This window comes from Paracoccus mutanolyticus, assembly GCF_003285265.1.
GTDB lineage: Bacteria > Pseudomonadota > Alphaproteobacteria > Rhodobacterales > Rhodobacteraceae > Paracoccus > Paracoccus yeei.
The window spans coordinates 2,414,031-2,431,346 of record NZ_CP030239.1; the positions used below are offsets into that span (position 1 = coordinate 2,414,031).

Sequence of the window (17,316 nt, forward strand, 5' to 3'; positions counted from 1 at the left end):
GCCATGAACCAGCGTTCCCTGATCTTCGTCGTGGGCGCGGCGGCGCTTGCGGCCGGGCTGAGCCTGGCCCAGGCCCAGATGCCGGCCGATGACCATGCGGACCATGCCGCCCACGACGCGCCGGCGGGCGCGGGCGACAGCGCCTCGACCCAGGCTTATCGCGCCGCGAACCAGCGCATGCATCAAGGCATGGAGATCGCCTATTCGGGCGATGCCGACATCGACTTTCTGCGCGGCATGATCCCCCATCACCAGGGCGCCATCGACATGGCCCGGGTGGTGCTGGAGCACGGCCGCGACCCGCAGGTGCGCGCCCTGGCCGAGGAGGTGATCCGCGCGCAAGAGGCCGAGATCGCCCAGATGCGCGGCTGGCTGGCCGAGCGCGGGCAGGAGTAGGCACCATGGCCAAGGACATCCCCGAAACCCGTCCCGCCGTGACCCTTCCCGTCGAAGGCATGACCTGCGCGTCCTGCGTGGGCCGCGTCGAAAAGGCGCTGCGCGGGGTGCCGGGGGTGGTCTCGGCCTCGGTCAACCTTGCGACGAACAGCGCCCGGGTTCTGACCGATGCGCCGGTGCCGCGCGCGGCCCTGGCCGAGGCGGTCGAGCGGATCGGCTATGCCGTGCCCGCCCCGCCCGCGGTGGAGCTGGCGGTCGAAGGCATGACCTGCGCATCCTGCGTCGGCCGCGTGGAAAAGGCTCTGCTGGCGGTGCCGGGCGTCACCGGCGCCTCGGTCAATCTTGCGACCGAGCGGGCCCGGGTCGAGGGCACGGCCGATGTGCCCGACCTGGTCGCCGCCATCGCGCGCGTGGGCTATGAGGCGGCGCCGCTGACGGCCGCCGCGCCGCAGGACGACGGGCGCAAGGACCGCGAACAGCGCCTGCTGCGGCGCGACTTCGGGCTGGCGCTGGCGCTGACCCTGCCGGTCTTTCTGGTCGAGATGGGCGGCCACATGGTCCCCGCGCTGCACCGGCTGATCGCCGCGACCATCGGCATGCAGGCAAGCTGGATCCTGCAATGGGTGCTGGTCACGCTGGTCCTGGCCTTTCCGGGCATGCGGTTCCTGGAAAAGGGGCTGCCCGCCCTGGCGCGCGGCGCGCCCGACATGAATTCGCTGGTCGCGGTCGGGTCGCTGGCCGCCTATGGCTATTCGATGGTGGCGACCTTTGCCCCCGGCCTGCTGCCGGTGGGCACCGTCCACGTCTATTACGAGGCGGCGGCGGTCATCGTCACGCTGATCCTGCTGGGCCGCCTGCTCGAGGCGCGGGCGCGGGGCCGGACCTCGGACGCGATCCGGCATCTGGTGGGCCTGCAGCCCCCGACCGCGCGACGCCGCAGGGACGGCGCGGTGGCCGAGATCGCCGTGGCCGAGGTCCGGCCCGGCGACATCCTCGAGGTCCGTCCGGGCGAGCGCATCCCCGTCGACGGCGAGCTGGTCGAGGGCGAAAGCCATGTCGACGAATCCATGATCTCGGGTGAGCCGATGCCCGTCGCCAAGCATCCGGGCAGCGCCGTCACCGGCGGCACGGTGAACCAGACCGGCGCATTCGCCTTTCGCGCGACGGCGGTGGGCGGCGACATGGTGCTGTCGCGGATCGTGCGCATGGTCGAGGACGCCCAGGGCGCCAAGCTGCCGATCCAGGCGCTGGTGGACCGGGTGACGATGTGGTTCGTCCCCGCCGTCATGGCGGCGGCGGCGCTGACCTTCCTGGTCTGGCTGGCGCTGGGCCCCGAGCCCGCGCTGGGGCTGGCGCTGGTCAATGCGGTCGCCGTGCTGATCGTGGCCTGCCCCTGCGCCATGGGGCTGGCGACGCCGACCTCGATCATGGTGGGCACCGGCCGGGGGGCCGAGATGGGCGTCCTGTTCCGCCGGGGCGAAGCCTTGCAGGCGCTTCGTGATGCCCGGGTCGTGGCGGTGGACAAGACCGGGACGCTGACCGAGGGCCGCCCGGTGCTGACCGACCTTGAACCCGCGCCGGGCTTCCAGCGCGCCGAGGTGCTGGCCCTGGTCGCGGCGGTCGAGGCGCGGTCCGAACATCCGCTGGCCCGCGCCATCGTCGCGGCGGCCGAGGCCGAGGGCCTGTCCCTGCCGGCTGTCTCGGGCTTTCAATCCGTGACCGGCATGGGCGTGCGGGCCGAGGCTGGCGGCCGGCGGGTCGAGGTCGGCGCCGACCGCTTCATGGCCGGGCTGGGGATCGACGTGGCGCCTTTGGCCGAGATCGCCGCGCGGCTGGCGGGCGAGGCGCGCTCGCCCCTTTATGCGGCGGTCGACGGGCGGCTGGCGGCGATCCTGGCCGTCGCCGACCCGCTGAGGCAGACCACCCCCGCCGCCATCCGCACGCTGCACGACCAGGGGCTGAAGGTCGCGATGATCACCGGCGACAATGCCCGCACCGCCCAGGCCATCGCGGCCCGGCTGGGCATCGACGCGGTGGTGGCCGAGGTCCTGCCCGAAGGCAAGGTCCAGGCGCTGCGCGACCTGCGCGCCGCGCATGGCAGCGTGGCCTTTGTCGGCGACGGGATCAACGACGCCCCCGCGCTTGCCGAGGCAGAGGTGGGCATCGCCATCGGCACCGGCACCGACATCGCCATCGAGGCGGCGGACGTGGTGCTGATGTCGGGCAACCTGCAGGGCGTCGCCACGGCCATCGCGCTGTCCCGGGCGACCATGGCCAACATCCGGCAGAACCTGTTCTGGGCCTTTGCCTATAACGTCGCGTTGATCCCGGTCGCGGCGGGCCTGCTGTTCCCCGGCTTCGGCATCCTGATGTCGCCGGTCTTCGCGGCGGGCGCGATGGCACTGTCCAGCGTCTTCGTTCTGGGCAATGCCTTGCGGCTGCGCCGGTTCGGCGCGCCGTCGGAGGGTGCGGCATGAACATCGGACAGGCGGCCAGGGCCTCGGGCGTGTCGGCCAAGATGATCCGCTATTACGAACAGATCGGGCTGGTGCCCCCGGCGGCGCGGACCGGCGCGGGCTATCGGGATTATTCGGACAGCGACGTGCATGTGCTGCGCTTCGTGCGCCAGGCCCGCGACCTGGGCTTTCCGGTGGCCGACATCGCGAACCTGCTGAGCCTGTGGCGCGACCAGACCCGCCACAGCGCCGAAGTCAGGCAGATCGCCAGCGCCCATGTCGAGACGCTGGAGCGGAAGATCCGCGAGATGCAGGAGATGGTCGACACGCTGCGCGACCTGATCGGGGCCTGCCATGGCGACCAACGACCCGACTGCCCGATTCTGAATCGGCTCGAGGCGCCGCCCCTGGGCGGTCCGGCACCCGTCCGGCGTGGGTCCGGGGCGATCTGACGCTGCGGCATGATGTCCCCCAGGCGCGGCGCCGCTTCCCGGCCACGGGTCCACGTCGGCGGGATGAAATCCGACCTTAGCAATGTGCGATAGGGTATAGTTTTCATGGCGGTTTCCTGCCTTTGGCCGGAAACCGCCCATGCATGCCGCACGCTCGGCAAGGTTCGGTGTCCCTCAGGAAACGTGGGTTGTGGTCGGCACAATTGGAACTATTTTCCGGCCGCTCCGGGACAGGCAAAGGTTGATGCGGAACCCCGGACGTGAAAAGCTAGTACCGTTAAGGTTGTATTCCAGTACGCGTGGTCGATGACACGGACCCCCGGTTTTCGGGGGCTGCCAGGGAATATCCACATGCCGGAGAAGAGATGACGATATCAGACTGACCGCAACGCGGCAGGCGCAGCCCTGCGCCGACATGCCGCCTTGCCCCCGAATGGCCGCGCGCGGGCCGCGCCGGAAACCCCGCATGGCGCGGGACATCCACGGTCCGCCGGCCTTTCTCGTAACGTAGCCGTTTCGCGGTTTGCACGTCGCCCCGCCGCCCGTCAGGGGCGGTGACCGGGTACGGTTGTCCAATATTCACCCGCCATCCCCGGCTTCGCGCCGCAACCGGGGACTGACTCTCCATTTGCCGGAACCAAGCCATGTCCAACACGTCCGACCTGAATATCCTGTGCCTTCAGATGTCCGCCGACGACCAGATCCGGGTGGACAAGGCCAATGGCACCTACGATGCCAACCTTGCCGCCGACCCCACCTATTACCTGCAATATTCGCAGTTCCAGACCATTCCCGTGGGCATGGACGGCAACCCCGAACAGTTCGTCCAGTTGCTGGTCGATGCCATGCCGCATGTGAACGCGCTCCGGCTGTGCTTCAACGAACACTGCTTCAACGCCGACGGCTCGCTGCATCCCCAGTTCGAGCGTTTCCTCGAGGCGGCCGCCCAGGCCGGGCTCAAGCTGATCGTGGGCTATTCGGGCATTGAGGTGTCGCGGCTTGGCGACGACGGCTCGGTCGGGGGCGAGGCGCTGCGCGAGACGCTGAACGGATCGGCGATCCAGGGGCTGACCGGCGCGTGGAAGCAGATGCTGGACTGGCTGGACGACCATCCCTCGGTGGCCGATGCCGTGCACGGGCTCGAGATCGCGAACGAGCCTGCCACCTACGCCCGGGCCGAGCGCCTGACCGGCAACACGGGCGAATTCGTCCGCCTGTATGCCGATCACATGCTGGCCCTGGCCGAGATGATCGACGCGCGTAGCGATGCCCGCATCCTGGTCGGCGGATGGAACTATTCGGGCAAGTTCGACATCCTCGCCTCGACCAGCTATGGCGAGGGGACCGTGCTGGACGCACTGCGCGCGGGGATTGGGTCGGACCTGATCTGGTCAGCGCATCTTTACCCCGCCTGGCTGCCCGACGGGGTGCAGACCGGCGACCAGATCGCGGCGGCCTATGAGGCGCTATGGGGCGTTCTGGGTGACGACGACATCCTGCTGACCGAAACCAATGCCATCGGCAACCTGGTCAACGATGCAAGCCAGCACGACCCTTCCTTCAACATGGCGCGCTATTATGAGCTTCTGTCCGACCGGGGCATCGGCATCGGCTGGTTCCCGGGGGTGGACTATGGCGCCTCCAGCCTTGCAGTGCTGGACGCCTGGGGCCGCGGCGGGGTGCGCTATCTGCACCCCGCGTCGCTGGCCCATGCGCTGAACGCCTTTTCGCTGGGCGAATCCGACCCCGAGGTTGCCGGCGACGACCGGCTTGCGGCCGTCCTGCGCGCCGGCAAGGTCCAGTCCGAGGCGACGGGCCGGCTGATGGCCGGGGTGGACGGGATCGCGACCGCCTTCGGGGGCGACGGCAACGACACGCTGACGGGCATCGCCCGGGCGGTCAACATGCTGTACGGCGGGACCGGCAACGACAGCCTGGTCGGCGCGGAATCCGACGACCACCTGTTCGGCCAGGACGGCGACGATACCCTGCGCGGCGGCGACGGCGACGACGTGATCCTGGGCGGGCGCGGCAACGATCTGGTCGACGGCGGGGCCGGCGACAATACCCTGACCGGCGGCCTGGGGGCGGACGTGTTCCGCCTGCTGGGCACCGGCGACACCGCCATCACCGATTACGACAGGAGCGAGGGAGACCAGATCTATATCGGCTCGGCCCTGTTCACCCCCGCCCAGCTTGAGGCGCAGGGCACGATGCGCGACCTGGACGGCGATGGCTATGTCGACGACCTGCTGCTGACGACCGCTTCGGGCCGGGTCCGCCTGATCAACTATGCCAATGTGGTGCGCGACGGGATCGTGTCAGGCACCGACGGGAACGACGTGATGGACGACAGCTTCGTCGATTACGATGGCGACACGACGAACTGGCGCGGCTCGACCATCCGGGCCGGGGCGGGCGACGACCGCGTGCTGGGCAAGGCCGGCAACGACACCATCCGGGGCGAGGGCGGGCACGATTCCATCGACGGCCGGGGCGGCGACGACACCATCATGGGCGATATCGGCGACGACACGCTGCTGGGCAGCGGCGGCCACGATGTCATTGACGGCGGGCGGGGCTGGGACGTCCTGGACGGTGGCTGGGGCGAGGACACGCTGGACGGCGGGATGGGCAACGACCTGATCCAGGGGCGCGCTGGCAACGATCTGATCCGGGGCGGCGATGGCGCCGACACGCTGTTCGGCGGCACGGACAATGGCAACTGGCTGAACGGCGACGGCTTCGACGGCAGCGCCGGTGGCCTGAACACCCTGGAAGGCGGCAACGGCAGCGACCGGCTTTACGGCGCGCGCGACCGGGACCTGCTGATCGGCGGGACCGGAGCCGACACCCTGGCCGGCAACGACGGCGACGATACCCTGCGGGGCGACACCGGCGCCGACCACCTGAACGGCGGACGGGGCGACGACCTGCTGATCGGGGGGCGGGCAACGACACGCTGGAATGCCTGCGCGGCAGCGACACGCTGATGGGGGGCGCGGGCGACGACGTGATCCTGACCGCGCCGGGAGCGGGCCTGCACGCCCAGCTGTATGGCGAGGACGGGGCGGACAGCTTTGTCTTTCGGGTCGGCCGCGGCGACGGCTGGGGCACGGCGGTCATCCACGACTTTCAGATCGGCCTTGACCGGCTGGTGATCGAGGGGATCGGGGACCTGGCGCAAGTGCTGCACTCGGACCAGGTCGCGTGGATCCGGCAGGTGGGCGCGGATGTGAAGATGCTGGTCCAGGGCGATTACATCACCCTGGCCGACACGTCGCTGGATCTGCTGGCCTAACAGGCTGCTGAAATAGTCGTGTCTCGACGCGGTTTGCAGAACATGATTCATCACTGGCAGGAAGACAGTGGGAGTGATCATGCGCGGAGCGGACGAGACGAGCGGATCGCTGTTCAGCTCTGTCGATCTGGAGGCGCGTATTCCGGCGCGGCATCCGCTGCGGAAGATCCGGCAGGTGGTCAACGACGCGCTCGCGAGCCTCGACGCGGGGTTCGAGGCTGTTTACACCGACTTCGGTCGCCCCTCGATCCCGCCGGAACGGCTGATCCGGGCGAGCCTGATCCAGATCCTGTTTTCGGTCCGGTCGGAGCGGCAGCTGATGGAACAGATGCACTACAACCTGCTGTTCAGGTGGTTTGTCGGCCTTGGGATCGATGACCCCGTGTGGGTCCCCACGGTCTTCACCAAGAATCGGGACCGCCTGTTGACGACCGAGATGTCGCGCAAGGTGATGGCGACGATCCTGGCCCATCGCGAAGTCGCGCCGCTTTTGTCGGATGATCACTTCTCGGTCGACGGCACGCTGATCAAGGCTTGGGCATCGATGAAAAGCTTCAAGCCCAAGGCAGCGGGCACGCCACCGGACGACGATCCGGGCGGCCTGCCCGGACTCGACAGCGCCGCCAAAGACCACCCCGAACAGCCCCCTTCCGAAACCGCACCGATGCCCCGCCCCGACCGCCAGTCCCGCAATGCCGAGGTCGACTTCCGGGGTGAGAAGCGGTCGAATGCGACGCATGTCTCGACCACCGATCCCGACGCGCGGCTTTACAAGAAGTCGCCCGGCACCGGCGCGATGCTGTGCTTCATCGGCCATACCCTGATGGAGAACCGGAGCGGCCTGATCGTGCAGGCCGATCTCACTCGGGCCGACGGCCATGCAGAACGCCGGGCGGCGCTGTCGCTGATCCACGCCCATTCTCCGGGCTCCACCCGTCAACTGACGCTCGGCGCGGACCGGGGCTACGACGTGGCCGCCTTCGTTCGCGACCTGCGCCAGGCCTGCGTTACGCCCCATGTCGCGCGAAAATCTCGGCACTCGGCGATCGACGGCCGCACGACCCGACACGCGGGCTATGCCCTGTCCCAGAAGCATCGCAAACGGATCGAGGAGCCCTTTGGCTGGGGCAAGACCGTCGGCGGCCTCGCCCAGACCGTCTACCGCGGCGTCGAACGGGTCGGGGCCCACTTCATCCTGACGATGACCGCCAGCAACCTCGCCCGGCTGCCCCGATTGCTAGGGGCAGGACCGAAAGCGGGAAGCAAAATCATCACGCCCGCGGCCCGGACCGCGGGCCAAGGCCACGCCGACGCCCCAAGATCGGGAAACCCTCCCAGTTCGGCGACTAATTCAGCGGCCTGCTCTCATGATCGCAGTCAACCCCTTATTCCATGACGTTTAATCCGGCTTTGCCGGGCCCGTCGTGATGTGGATGCGCAGGGCAGGAGGCGGAACCGAGACGACGGTTGAGCAAGCTCTCATGCGCGGGTTGGCTACCGCATGACCGTGGTTACGTCCTGGGGCTGCCTCGGTCTAAAGATCGGGCATCGACTGTGTCGGCCCATAACAGGGCACGAGGGTTCCCCACCGCGTTCCGCCCCCAGCCCTGTGCATCGGCCTGATCTGGGCGATCTTCCCTTCTTTAGGCTGCAGTGGCGTCCGGGCTGGCGGGTGGCGCAGTCACGGCCCGGGCGATGGCCCAGACAAAGCCCAGCATCTCGCGCGCGATCGCGGTCACCGCCACGACCTTCGCCTTGCCGACCGCGATCAGGTGCCGGTAGCGCTGGCACATCCGGAGCTGACCCTTCCAGGCGATGTCGCGCACCACCTTGGGCAAGGCCTCGAGCCGGGCCAGCAGCTTCACGCTGATCCGCGCCTGCATCCGGTAGCTCCAGGCCCCCTCGATCAGCGCGCGCCTGGCGAGACCGCTGCCTGCCTTGGTGATCCCGCCCCGCCGCACGCTGGCACCGCTGGAATGTTCCGAGGGCGTCAGCCCCAAATAGGCCATCAACTGACGCGGCGTATCGAAACGCCCGAAGTCGCCCACCTCGGCCACCACCGTCACGGCAACGATGAACCCAACCCCACGCATCGCTTGGACGGCCTCCACAACCGGCGCAAGGCTCCAGTGCGGCAGCAGGTCCGCGATCTGTTCTGTCAGCCGCTCGACCCGCGCCTCGGCATCGGCGACCGCGTCGATGTAATCCTGCAGGACGATCTGTTGCGCCGGATGCGTGAAGCGGACCAGCGCAAGCCAGCGCCGGTAAGCCCCGGTCCAACCCTTTTTGCCGGGATAGATCCGGCTGTGGCGAAGCAGGAAGCCCTGCAGATGCTGGCGCGCCTTGCCCGCCACCCGCATCGCCGTCGCCCGCGCGCGGACCAGATCGCGCATCGCCTCATGTGCCGCATCCGGCACCCAGACCGCCGTCAGCTCACCCGCTCGATGCAGCTTGGCCAGCATCACCGCGTCGCGACGGTCGGTCTTTACCCGATCTCCGGCCTTCAACGGGATCAGCGAGGGCGCGATCACGCTGCAGTCGTGCCCCATCGCAACAAGCTGGCGGTGCAGGCCATAGCCGCAGGGACCGGCCTCGTAACAGAACTGCAGTTGCGCCCCAGCTGCCAGTTTCTCGACCAACTTGCGCACATGATCCGGCCGGTGCGGGACCGTCCCAAGGTGGCGGACCTCACCGCCGCGTTCGCCTTGCGCAATCGCAACCGAGATCGTCGCCTTGTGGACATCAAGTCCGATAAACGTGCTACCCTGCATCTGGTCTCTCCCCCATTCTTGAGGCTCGGCGCCCTCCAACCGGGCGCAACCCTCGAACGGGGAATGCCGCGGGAGAGGCCACAGACCCAGTCAGCTCAGGGTCCGATCATGGGGTCTAAGCGTCGCCGGCGCTCGGCCGACGCCGTGGCTTGTCGTGCAGGGCCAGCCGCTCCAGGATGGTTGCCGAGGCGGGGTTCAGGCCGACGATGCCGACCTGGGCCCCGGCGCGGCGGAACTTCAGGACGACCGCGTCCAGCGCCTGCACCGCCGAGATGTCCCAGACATGCGCGGCCGATACGTCGATCACCACGCGCGGCGGCACGTCGCGCAGGTCGAAGGCGGCGGTGAAATCCTCGACCGAGCCATAGAACAGCTGTCCGTGGACCCGATAGGTGCGGGTGCCGTACGGCGCCATCTCGGAGGTGACGCGGAACAGCCGCGCGATCTTGGCAGCAAAGAAGATCCCCGACAGCAGCACGCCAGTCAGCACGCCGATTGCCAGGTTGTGGGTCCAGACCACCGCCACCACGGTCGCCAGCATCACCACGGATGAGGACCGCGGGTGGCTGCGCAGATTGCCGATCGAGCCCCAGGAAAAGGTCCCGATCGAAACCATGATCATGATCGCGACCAGCGCGGGCATCGGGATCTGCGCCACCCAGGGCCCCAGGAACACGCAAAGGATCAGCAGCATCACCCCCGCGGCAAAGCACGACAGCCGCCCCCGGCCGCCCGATTTCACGTTGATCATGCTTTGCCCGATCATGGCGCAACCGGCCATGCCGCCGATGAAGCCGGTGGCGGTATTGGCCAGGCCCTGGCCGATGCATTCCTGGTTGCGGCTGGACCGCGTCTCGGTCAGTTCGTCCACCAGGTTCTGAGTCATCAGGCTTTCCAGCAGGCCGACAACGGCGACGGCCAGCGCATAGGGAAAGATGATGGCCAGCGTCGCCGCGTCCAGCGGCACCTGCGGGATCAGAAGGATCGGCAGCGTGTCGGGCAACGCCCCCATGTCGCCCACCGTCCGCACGTCCCAGCCGAAGGCCATCGACAGCGCCGTCAGCACGACGATGGCGACCAGAGGCGAGGGCACCGCACGCGTCACGCGCGGAAGCAGGTAGATGATGGCAAGCCCCGCCGCCGTCAGCACATAGGTCAGGCCGGTGACGCGGGCGGGGTCAAGCTCGGGCAGTTGCGCCAGAAAGATCAGGATCGCCAGCGCGTTGACAAAGCCGGTCATGACCGATTTCGAGACGTAGCGCATGACGAACCCCAGCCGCAGCAGGCCCATGCCGATCTGCAGCAGACCTGCCAGCACCGTCGCCGCCAGCAGGTATTCCAGCCCGTGATCGCGCACCAGCGTGACCATCAGCACCGCCGTCGCCGCCGTCGCGGCCGAGATCATGCCGGGCCGTCCGCCCGCGATGGCGGTGATGACCGCGATGGAGAAGCTGGCGTAAAGTCCGACCTTGGGGTCGACGCCCGCGATGATCGAAAAGGCGATGGCCTCGGGGATCAGCGCAAGCGCGACCACCAGGCCCGACAGCAGGTCGCGGCGAATGTTGCCCAGCCATTGCTGGCGATAGATGTCCCATGAAGGCATGATGTGATGTCCTGACCGGCATCGCGCGACACCGGATTCCGCATTGGGGTTTGGTCAGGTTGTCCGGCGGATCGGCGGCCGGAAGAGCCACCCGGGGATCGCACCCGGGTCCATGTTCGCTGCGTCGCCTGATAGGAAGGTTTCGCGCCGATGGCAACAGGGACCACCCGCCCGCCGAGAGAAAGATGCCTGCGCCGGCCCGCCGGCTTGGAATTCCCCTCTCCTGGCGCGGGGGACTTTGGAATGGCCGCGGGGCCCGGGCTCAGAATAAAACGATCACGTAAGTCGTGTATTCTGACGGGGACCTCTCTTCATGTCGATCCATTCAACCTGGCTTGCAGCGGTGCTGATCGCCTTGGCCCTGCCCGTGGCGGCCGGGATCAGGGTGGGCGTCACGCCCGGTGCTCTGGCCGATTCCATCGCGGTTGCCGCGACCGAGGCCAAGACCCGGGGCCTTGATGTCGAGGTGGTCGAATTCAGCGACTGGACCACGCCCAACCTCGCGCTGGAAAACGGCGACTTGGACCTGAATTACTTCCAGCATCAGGCTTTCCTGGACAACGCGCTGAAGGAAACGGGCTATCATCTGCGCTCGGTCGCCCTGGGCATCCTGCCCAACATCGGGCTCTACTCCGAAAAATACCAAAGCCTCGACGCCATCCCCGAGGGCGCGCGGGTGGCCATCGCCAGCGATCCGGTCAACCAGGGCCGGGGGCTTGCGCTGCTGGAAACGGCGGGACTGATCAGGCTGACGCCGGGGATCGGCTGGCAGGCGACGCTGGACGACGTGACGGCCAACCCCAGGGGCCTGCGCTTTGTCGAGATCGAGGGGCCGCAGCTGGTGCGCGCCATCGCGGACGTCGATCTGGCGCAGGGCTATCCGGCCCATTACGTCAACGCCGGCCGCGCGGATTTCGCCGGCAGGGCGCTGATCTATTCGGGTCTCGGCGACCGGCATTTCGCCATCCGCTTCGTCACCCGCGACGACAATGCCGCCGACCCCGAGGTCGCGGCCTTCATCCGGCTTTACCAGTCTTCGCCCGCGGTGCGCGCCCGGATCGACGCCGCGAATGCGCATGACCCGAAACTCTATTCGCTGCCCTGGCTGGACTAGGCCGGCCCGACCAAAGGAGACGATGATGAGACTTGCCGCTTTTGCCCTGGCAGCCACGCTGGCGCTCACCGGGCTTGCCCATGCCGACCCGCTGAAGATCGGCGTCGTGCCCGGCGCCTATGGCGATGCCGTCGAGGTCGCCGCGACCGAGGCCAAGGCCCAGGGCCTTGACGTCGAGGTGGTCGAGTTCAGCGACTGGACCACGCCGAACGTGGCCCTGGCCGCCGGCGACATCGACCTGAACTTCTTCCAGCACCGGCCTTTCCTGGAAAACGCCAGCAAGGAGCGGGGCTATGATTTCGCCGTGGTGGGCGACGGCATTCTGGCGAACCTGGGGCTTTATTCGCTGAAGCACAAATCCTTCGACGAGATCCCCGAAGGCGGCAGCGTCGCCATCGCCAACGACCCGGTGAACCAGGGCCGGGGGCTTCTGCTGCTGGAAAAGGCCGGTCTGATCACGCTGCGCCCGGGCGTCGGTTTCCTCGGCACGCTGGACGATATCGCCGAGAACCCGAAGAACCTGACCTTTACCGAGGTCGAGGGGCCGCAGCTGGTGCGCATCACCGGCGACGTGGACCTGGCGCAGGGCTATCCGCATTTCATCGTCGCCTCGGGCGCCTTCGACCCGACTTCGGGCCTGATCTATTCGGGGATCGAGGACAAGCAGTTCGCCGTGGCCTTCGTCGCGCGCGCCGACAACAAGGACGATCCGCGCATCGGGCAGTTCGTGGACCTGTTCCACACCTCGCAGGCGGTCAGGGCGCGGGTGCATGAGTCCTTTGCCCAAAGCGACAAGCTTTACATCCTGGCGTGGCAAGGCTGATGGCGGGGGCAACGGCAATCCTGGGGCGCGTGGCGGCGGGCGAGGCCGCGGCCAGCGCGCCGGCCGTCCGCGGCGGCGGCACCATCCGCATCGAGGGCCTGGGCAAGACCTATCGCTCGGGCGCGGGCGAGGTGCAGGCGCTGGCGGGGATCGAACTGGACATCGCCGCTGGCGAGGTCTTTGGCATCATCGGCCGGTCCGGGGCGGGCAAATCCAGCCTGCTGCGGACCATCAACCGGCTGGAACACCCCAGCGCCGGTCGGGTCCTGGTCGATGGTCAGGACATCGCGGCCCTGGACGAGGCGGGGCTGGTCGCGCTGCGCCGCCGCGTCGGGATGATATTCCAGCATTTCAACCTCCTCTCGGCCAAGACCGTGCGCGAGAACGTGGCCCTGCCGCTGCGCGTCGCGGGGCTGCCGGCGGCCGAGATCGGCCCCCGCGTCGACCAGGCGCTGGAACTGGTCGGGCTGGCGGGCAAAGGCGATACCTATCCCTCGCGCCTGTCGGGCGGGCAGAAGCAGCGCGTCGGCATCGCCCGTGCGCTGGTCAGCCGCCCCGAGATCCTGCTCTGCGACGAAGCGACCTCGGCCTTGGATCCGGAAACCACCGGCTCGATCCTGCGACTGTTGCGCGACATCAACCGGCGGCTGGGCCTGACGGTGGTGCTGATCACCCATGAGATGAGCGTGATCCGTGAGATCTGCGACCGGGTGCTGGTGCTTGAACGCGGCGAGATCGCCGAACAGGGACCGGTCTGGCAGGTCTTTGGCGCCCCCCGCCATGCCGCGACCCGCGCGCTGCTGCAGCCTCTGCAACATGCCTTGCCGGGCGAACTGGCGAACCGGCTGCGCGAGACCCGCCGCGGCCCGCAGGACTGGGTGATCGTCGAACTGGGCTTTGCCGGCCGCACCCCGCCCGATCTGGCGGCGCTGGGCGGGTTGGGCCCGGCGCGGCTGATCCTGTCACAGATCGACCGCATCCAGGGCCATGCGGTCGGCAGCCTGGTCCTGGCCCTGCCCGGGGTCGCGCGGATCAATGACCTGGCCCGATTGGCCGACAGCACAAGGATCATCGGATATGTTGACAGCGCAGATGATTGACCGCCTGCAACAGGCGTTTCTGGACACGGTGCTGATGGTCTCGGTCTCGGCGGGGATCGCGGTTCTGGCGGGCATTCCGCTGGCGGTGTTCCTGGTCACCTCGGGGCCCGGCGGGTTCTTTCCCGCACCCCGGCTGAACCGCGTGGTGGGGGCGGTGGTGAACGGGTTCCGCGCGGTGCCCTTCATCGTGCTTCTGGTGGCGCTGATCCCCTTCACCCGGCTGGTCACGGGGACCACCATCGGCGTCTGGGCGGCCATCGTGCCGCTGGCGGTGTCGGCCACGCCCTTCTTTGCCCGGATCGCCGAGGTCTCGCTGCGCGAGGTCGATCCTGGCCTGGTCGAGGCCGCGCAGTCCATCGGCTGCCGGCGCTGGGACATCGTGCGCCACGTCCTGCTGCCCGAGGCGCTGCCGGGCATCATCGGCGGGCTGACCATCACGCTGGTGTCGATGATCGGCGCCTCGGCCATGGCGGGGGCGGTGGGCGCGGGGGGACTGGGGGACGTGGCGATCCGCTATGGCTATCAGCGGTTCGACACGACGGTGATGCTGGCCGTCATCGCCATCCTGATCCTGCTGGTCTCGGCCGTGCAGTTCGGCGGCGACTATGCGGTCCGGCGGCTGAAGGCGCGCTGATCCGAAAAAGGAATGGGGGCTGACTGCCCCCAAACCCCCGTGGATATTTTCCCACGAAAGAAGCCTATTCGGCGGCGAGCGCCGCGCCCGGGCGAAAGGCCTGGGCGCTGTGGCGTTCGGGCAGGCGGTCGCCCTGGCCGAACAGCTTGCGGCGCAGGGTGCCGGGCGCGTATTCCGTCTTGAAGCTGCCCCGATCCTGCAGTTCCGGCACGATCAGGTCGGCAAAATCCTCATAGGTTTCCGGGGTCGCGAGCCGGGTCAGGTTGAAGCCGTCGATCTCGCCCTCGCGGACCCAGGATTCCAGTTCGTCCGCGACCTCGGCGGGGGTGCCCAGGGCCAGCGGATAGCGCCCGCCAAGCGCCAGCTGGCCCAGCAGGTCGCGCTTGGTCCAGGCGCGGCTTTCCGCCAGCGCGGTCGCCGACTGGATCGCATTGGTCTGCCCGTAGGGGATCGGGTCGTCGAGCCCGTAGCGGGCGAAGTCGATCCCGGTCGAGGCCGAGAAATGCACCAGCCCGGCCTCGGGGCTGGAATGGGCGCGGTATTCGGCCAGCTTGTCCTGCGCCGCCGCTGCACTGCGGTCCGTCACCACATTGATGCCCATGACGATGCGCACGTCCTCGGGCCGGCGACCGGCACGGGTCACGGCCTCGCGGATGCTGCGGGCCGCCTTGCGCGCCAGGGCCTTTTCGGGAGCCGCGATGAAGACGCATTCGGCATGGCGCGCCGCGAAGGCTTGGCCGCGTCCCGAGGTGCCGGCCTGGAACAGCACCGGCGTGCGCTGCGGCGAGGGCTCCGACAGATGCCAGCCCTCGACATCGTAGAAGCGGCCGTGATGGATCACCTTGCGCACGCGGGCGGGGTCGGCATAGACCCGCGCGGCGCGGTCGCGGATCACCGCATCGTCGTCCCAGGACCCTTCCCACAGCTTGTAGAGCACGTCGAGGTATTCGTCGGCCTGGTCATAGCGCAGGTCGTGTCCGGTCTGGCCGTCCCGGCCCACCGCCCGGGCGGCGCTGTCCAGATAGCCGGTGACGATATTCCAGCCGATCCGGCCCTGCGTCAGATGGTCCAGCGTCGCCATGCGCCGCGCGAAGGTATAGGGCGCCTCCTGGTTCACGTTCACCGTGACGCCGAAGCCCAGGTTCTGCGTCACCGCCGCCATGGCCGAGACCAGCAGGATCGGGTCGTTGACGGGCAACTGCACGGATTCGCGCAGCGTCAGGTCCACGCCCTCGCCATAGATGTCGTAGGTGCCCAGGATGTCGGCCAGGAACAGGCCGTCGAACAACCCGCGCTCCAGCGTGCGGGCCAGGTCGGTCCAGTAATCCGGCCGGGTGTAGTCCGCCGAGCGGTCGCGCGGATGTGTCCATTGCCCGTGGTTGATGTGGCCCACGCAGTTCATGGTGAAGGCGTTGACGATGATGTGCTTGCCCAGTCTGTCGTGAGCCATCAGATCGCTCCGTGTCGCGGCGGGTTGATGCCGTTCAGGCTGTGGTTGCCGACGGCGTGGTATTTCCAGCGCACCGGATCGTGCAGGCTGTGGGTGCGGACATTGCGCCAGTGCCGGTCCAGGTTGTCCTCGGCCAGGGTTGCCGATGTGCCGGTCAGTTCGAACAGTTTCGAGGCCGCGAGCAGCCCGGCCGTCGTCGTCAGCGCCCGCGCCGCCGCGACCGCCAGCGAGGCCTGCGCCACGGTGAATTCGGTCGGGTCGGCGATGGCCTCGTCCACCGCATGGCCGGCACGGTCCAGCAGCGCCTCGGCCGCGCGCAGGCGGACGGCGACGTCGCCCAGGCCCGCGACGAGCAGCGGGTCATCGGCCGCGCGGTCCACATGCGCGTCCACCCAGGGGCGGGCGCGGTCGCGGACAAAGGGCAGGGTGGCGGCGAAGGCGCCCCTGCCGATGCCCAGGTCGATCGCCGCGTGCATGATCTGCGCCAGGGGGCCGATGGGGGTCGGACGCTCGAAGCTGGCCTGGAAGGGCACCACCCATTCGGGCTGCACCGCGACCCGGTCGAAGGCGACCGAACCCGACCCCGTGGTGCGCTGGCCGAAACCGTCCCAATCGTCGGTGATCTGGACGCCCTCGGCCTCGCGCGGGATGAAGACGATCTGCTGGCGGTCCTCGTCGTCGACGACCAGCGTGGGGATCCAGTCGGCAAAGATCGCGCCGGTGCAGTAGAACTTGCGCCCGGTCACGAACAGCCTGCCGTCCCGAGCCGACAGGCGGGTGCGGCGCCGGAAGTCGCGGGCGCCGATTTCCGCCAGGGCGTTGCCGAAGCGCTGCCCGGCCAGCGCCAGCGCGTCGAACCGGGCGCGCTGCCCCGGGCTGCCGCCGCTGCGCAGGACTTCAAGGGCATAGAAGTGGTTCTGCGGGATCTGCGCCAGCGAACCGTCGGCCGCGCCGATGATGGCGATCACCCGCGCCAGCGTCACGGCCGAAACGCCGGCCCCGCCGTGTTCGCGCGGCACGGTGATGCCCCAGAGGCCCGAGGCCGAGAAGGCGTCGAGTTCGTCCCAGGGCAGGGCGCGGTCGCGGTCGCGGCGCGAGGCGCCGGGGGCAAAGTCCTGGGCCAGCCGTTCGGCCACGGCGATGGCCTCGGCGTCGCTGGCGATGACATGGGCGTTCCGGGTCATGGTCAGTTCCATTGATGGCGGGCGGGACGGGC

General features: G+C 68.7%; 13 protein-coding genes, 1 pseudogene and 1 other annotated feature. Of the genes and pseudogenes, 10 read left to right on the plus strand and 4 right to left on the minus strand.

The annotated features are described in order from the left end of the window. The first annotated feature begins 3 nt into the window (after nucleotides 1-3). The 6 genes and pseudogenes from copM to DPM13_RS13185 all read left to right on the plus strand — a co-directional run. Nucleotides 4-396, plus strand: coding sequence for a CopM family metallochaperone (gene copM, locus DPM13_RS13160; protein ID WP_080621956.1), 393 nt, complete (start codon nucleotides 4-6; stop codon nucleotides 394-396). Between the two features lie 59 nt (nucleotides 397-455). Then, nucleotides 456-2,873 carry a heavy metal translocating P-type ATPase gene (locus DPM13_RS13165; RefSeq protein WP_449579280.1) on the plus strand — a complete coding sequence of 806 codons (2,418 nt, stop codon included), beginning with the start codon at nucleotides 456-458 and terminating at the stop codon, nucleotides 2,871-2,873. Next, on the plus strand, nucleotides 2,870-3,304 hold the full coding sequence (gene cueR / locus DPM13_RS13170) for a Cu(I)-responsive transcriptional regulator (RefSeq protein ID WP_112888181.1): 435 nt from the start codon (nucleotides 2,870-2,872) through the stop codon (nucleotides 3,302-3,304). Before DPM13_RS13165 ends, cueR begins: the two co-directional genes overlap by 4 nt. Before the next feature lie 644 nt (nucleotides 3,305-3,948). After that, nucleotides 3,949-6,297, plus strand: a complete 2,349-nt coding sequence (locus DPM13_RS25170) for a calcium-binding protein (RefSeq protein ID WP_112888182.1) — start codon at nucleotides 3,949-3,951, stop codon at nucleotides 6,295-6,297. Beyond that, on the plus strand, nucleotides 6,276-6,605 hold the full coding sequence (locus DPM13_RS13180; RefSeq protein ID WP_397246389.1) for a hypothetical protein: 330 nt from the start codon (nucleotides 6,276-6,278) through the stop codon (nucleotides 6,603-6,605). The genes DPM13_RS25170 and DPM13_RS13180 overlap by 22 nt, the downstream gene beginning before the upstream one ends. Before the next feature lie 79 nt (nucleotides 6,606-6,684). Continuing rightward, nucleotides 6,685-7,851: pseudogene (locus DPM13_RS13185) on the plus strand (IS5 family transposase); the annotation flags it as partial. 397 nt (nucleotides 7,852-8,248) lie between these two features. On the opposite strand, the gene DPM13_RS13190 reads toward DPM13_RS13185, so the two are convergent. Together DPM13_RS13190 and DPM13_RS13195 are read right to left on the minus strand one after the other, a co-directional pair. Further along, nucleotides 8,249-9,376, minus strand: a complete 1,128-nt coding sequence (locus DPM13_RS13190; protein WP_112888183.1) for an IS110 family RNA-guided transposase — start codon at nucleotides 9,374-9,376, stop codon at nucleotides 8,249-8,251. Nucleotides 9,377-9,491: 115 nt separating this feature from the next. Then, the gene (locus DPM13_RS13195; RefSeq protein ID WP_112888184.1) at nucleotides 9,492-10,979 is read right to left on the minus strand and encodes a SulP family inorganic anion transporter; all 1,488 of its coding nucleotides are present in this window, start codon (nucleotides 10,977-10,979) and stop codon (nucleotides 9,492-9,494) included. A gap of 57 nt (nucleotides 10,980-11,036) precedes the next feature. Next, nucleotides 11,037-11,094, minus strand: a sequence feature (sul1 is cis-regulatory element that is thought to sense ions involved in sulfur or methionine metabolism; They are found in Alphaproteobacteria). Between the two features lie 198 nt (nucleotides 11,095-11,292). Between DPM13_RS13195 and DPM13_RS13200 the strand changes: the two genes are divergently transcribed. Genes DPM13_RS13200 through DPM13_RS13215 form a run of 4 tightly spaced genes read left to right on the plus strand, consistent with a single transcriptional unit; the run spans nucleotide 11,293 to nucleotide 14,650 of the window. Beyond that, the gene (locus DPM13_RS13200) at nucleotides 11,293-12,093 is read left to right on the plus strand and encodes a MetQ/NlpA family ABC transporter substrate-binding protein (protein WP_112888185.1); all 801 of its coding nucleotides are present in this window, start codon (nucleotides 11,293-11,295) and stop codon (nucleotides 12,091-12,093) included. A gap of 25 nt (nucleotides 12,094-12,118) precedes the next feature. Beyond that, nucleotides 12,119-12,916, plus strand: a complete 798-nt coding sequence (locus DPM13_RS13205; protein ID WP_112888186.1) for a MetQ/NlpA family ABC transporter substrate-binding protein — start codon at nucleotides 12,119-12,121, stop codon at nucleotides 12,914-12,916. Then, nucleotides 12,916-14,016 carry a methionine ABC transporter ATP-binding protein gene (locus DPM13_RS13210; RefSeq protein WP_099648946.1) on the plus strand — a complete coding sequence of 367 codons (1,101 nt, stop codon included), beginning with the start codon at nucleotides 12,916-12,918 and terminating at the stop codon, nucleotides 14,014-14,016. Before DPM13_RS13205 ends, DPM13_RS13210 begins: the two co-directional genes overlap by 1 nt. Beyond that, complete coding sequence (locus DPM13_RS13215) at nucleotides 13,997-14,650, plus strand: methionine ABC transporter permease (RefSeq protein WP_080622889.1); 654 nt, start codon at nucleotides 13,997-13,999, stop codon at nucleotides 14,648-14,650. Before DPM13_RS13210 ends, DPM13_RS13215 begins: the two co-directional genes overlap by 20 nt. A gap of 64 nt (nucleotides 14,651-14,714) precedes the next feature. On the opposite strand, the gene DPM13_RS13220 is transcribed toward DPM13_RS13215, so the two are convergent. Both DPM13_RS13220 and DPM13_RS13225 read right to left on the minus strand, forming a co-directional pair. Continuing rightward, nucleotides 14,715-16,100: an LLM class flavin-dependent oxidoreductase gene (locus DPM13_RS13220; protein ID WP_112888187.1), complete on the minus strand. Its 1,386-nt coding sequence runs from the start codon at nucleotides 16,098-16,100 to the stop codon at nucleotides 14,715-14,717. Beyond that, nucleotides 16,100-17,284: an SfnB family sulfur acquisition oxidoreductase gene (locus DPM13_RS13225; protein WP_223252018.1), complete on the minus strand. Its 1,185-nt coding sequence runs from the start codon at nucleotides 17,282-17,284 to the stop codon at nucleotides 16,100-16,102. The genes DPM13_RS13220 and DPM13_RS13225 overlap by 1 nt, the downstream gene beginning before the upstream one ends. Between the last annotated feature and the right edge of the window lie 32 nt (nucleotides 17,285-17,316).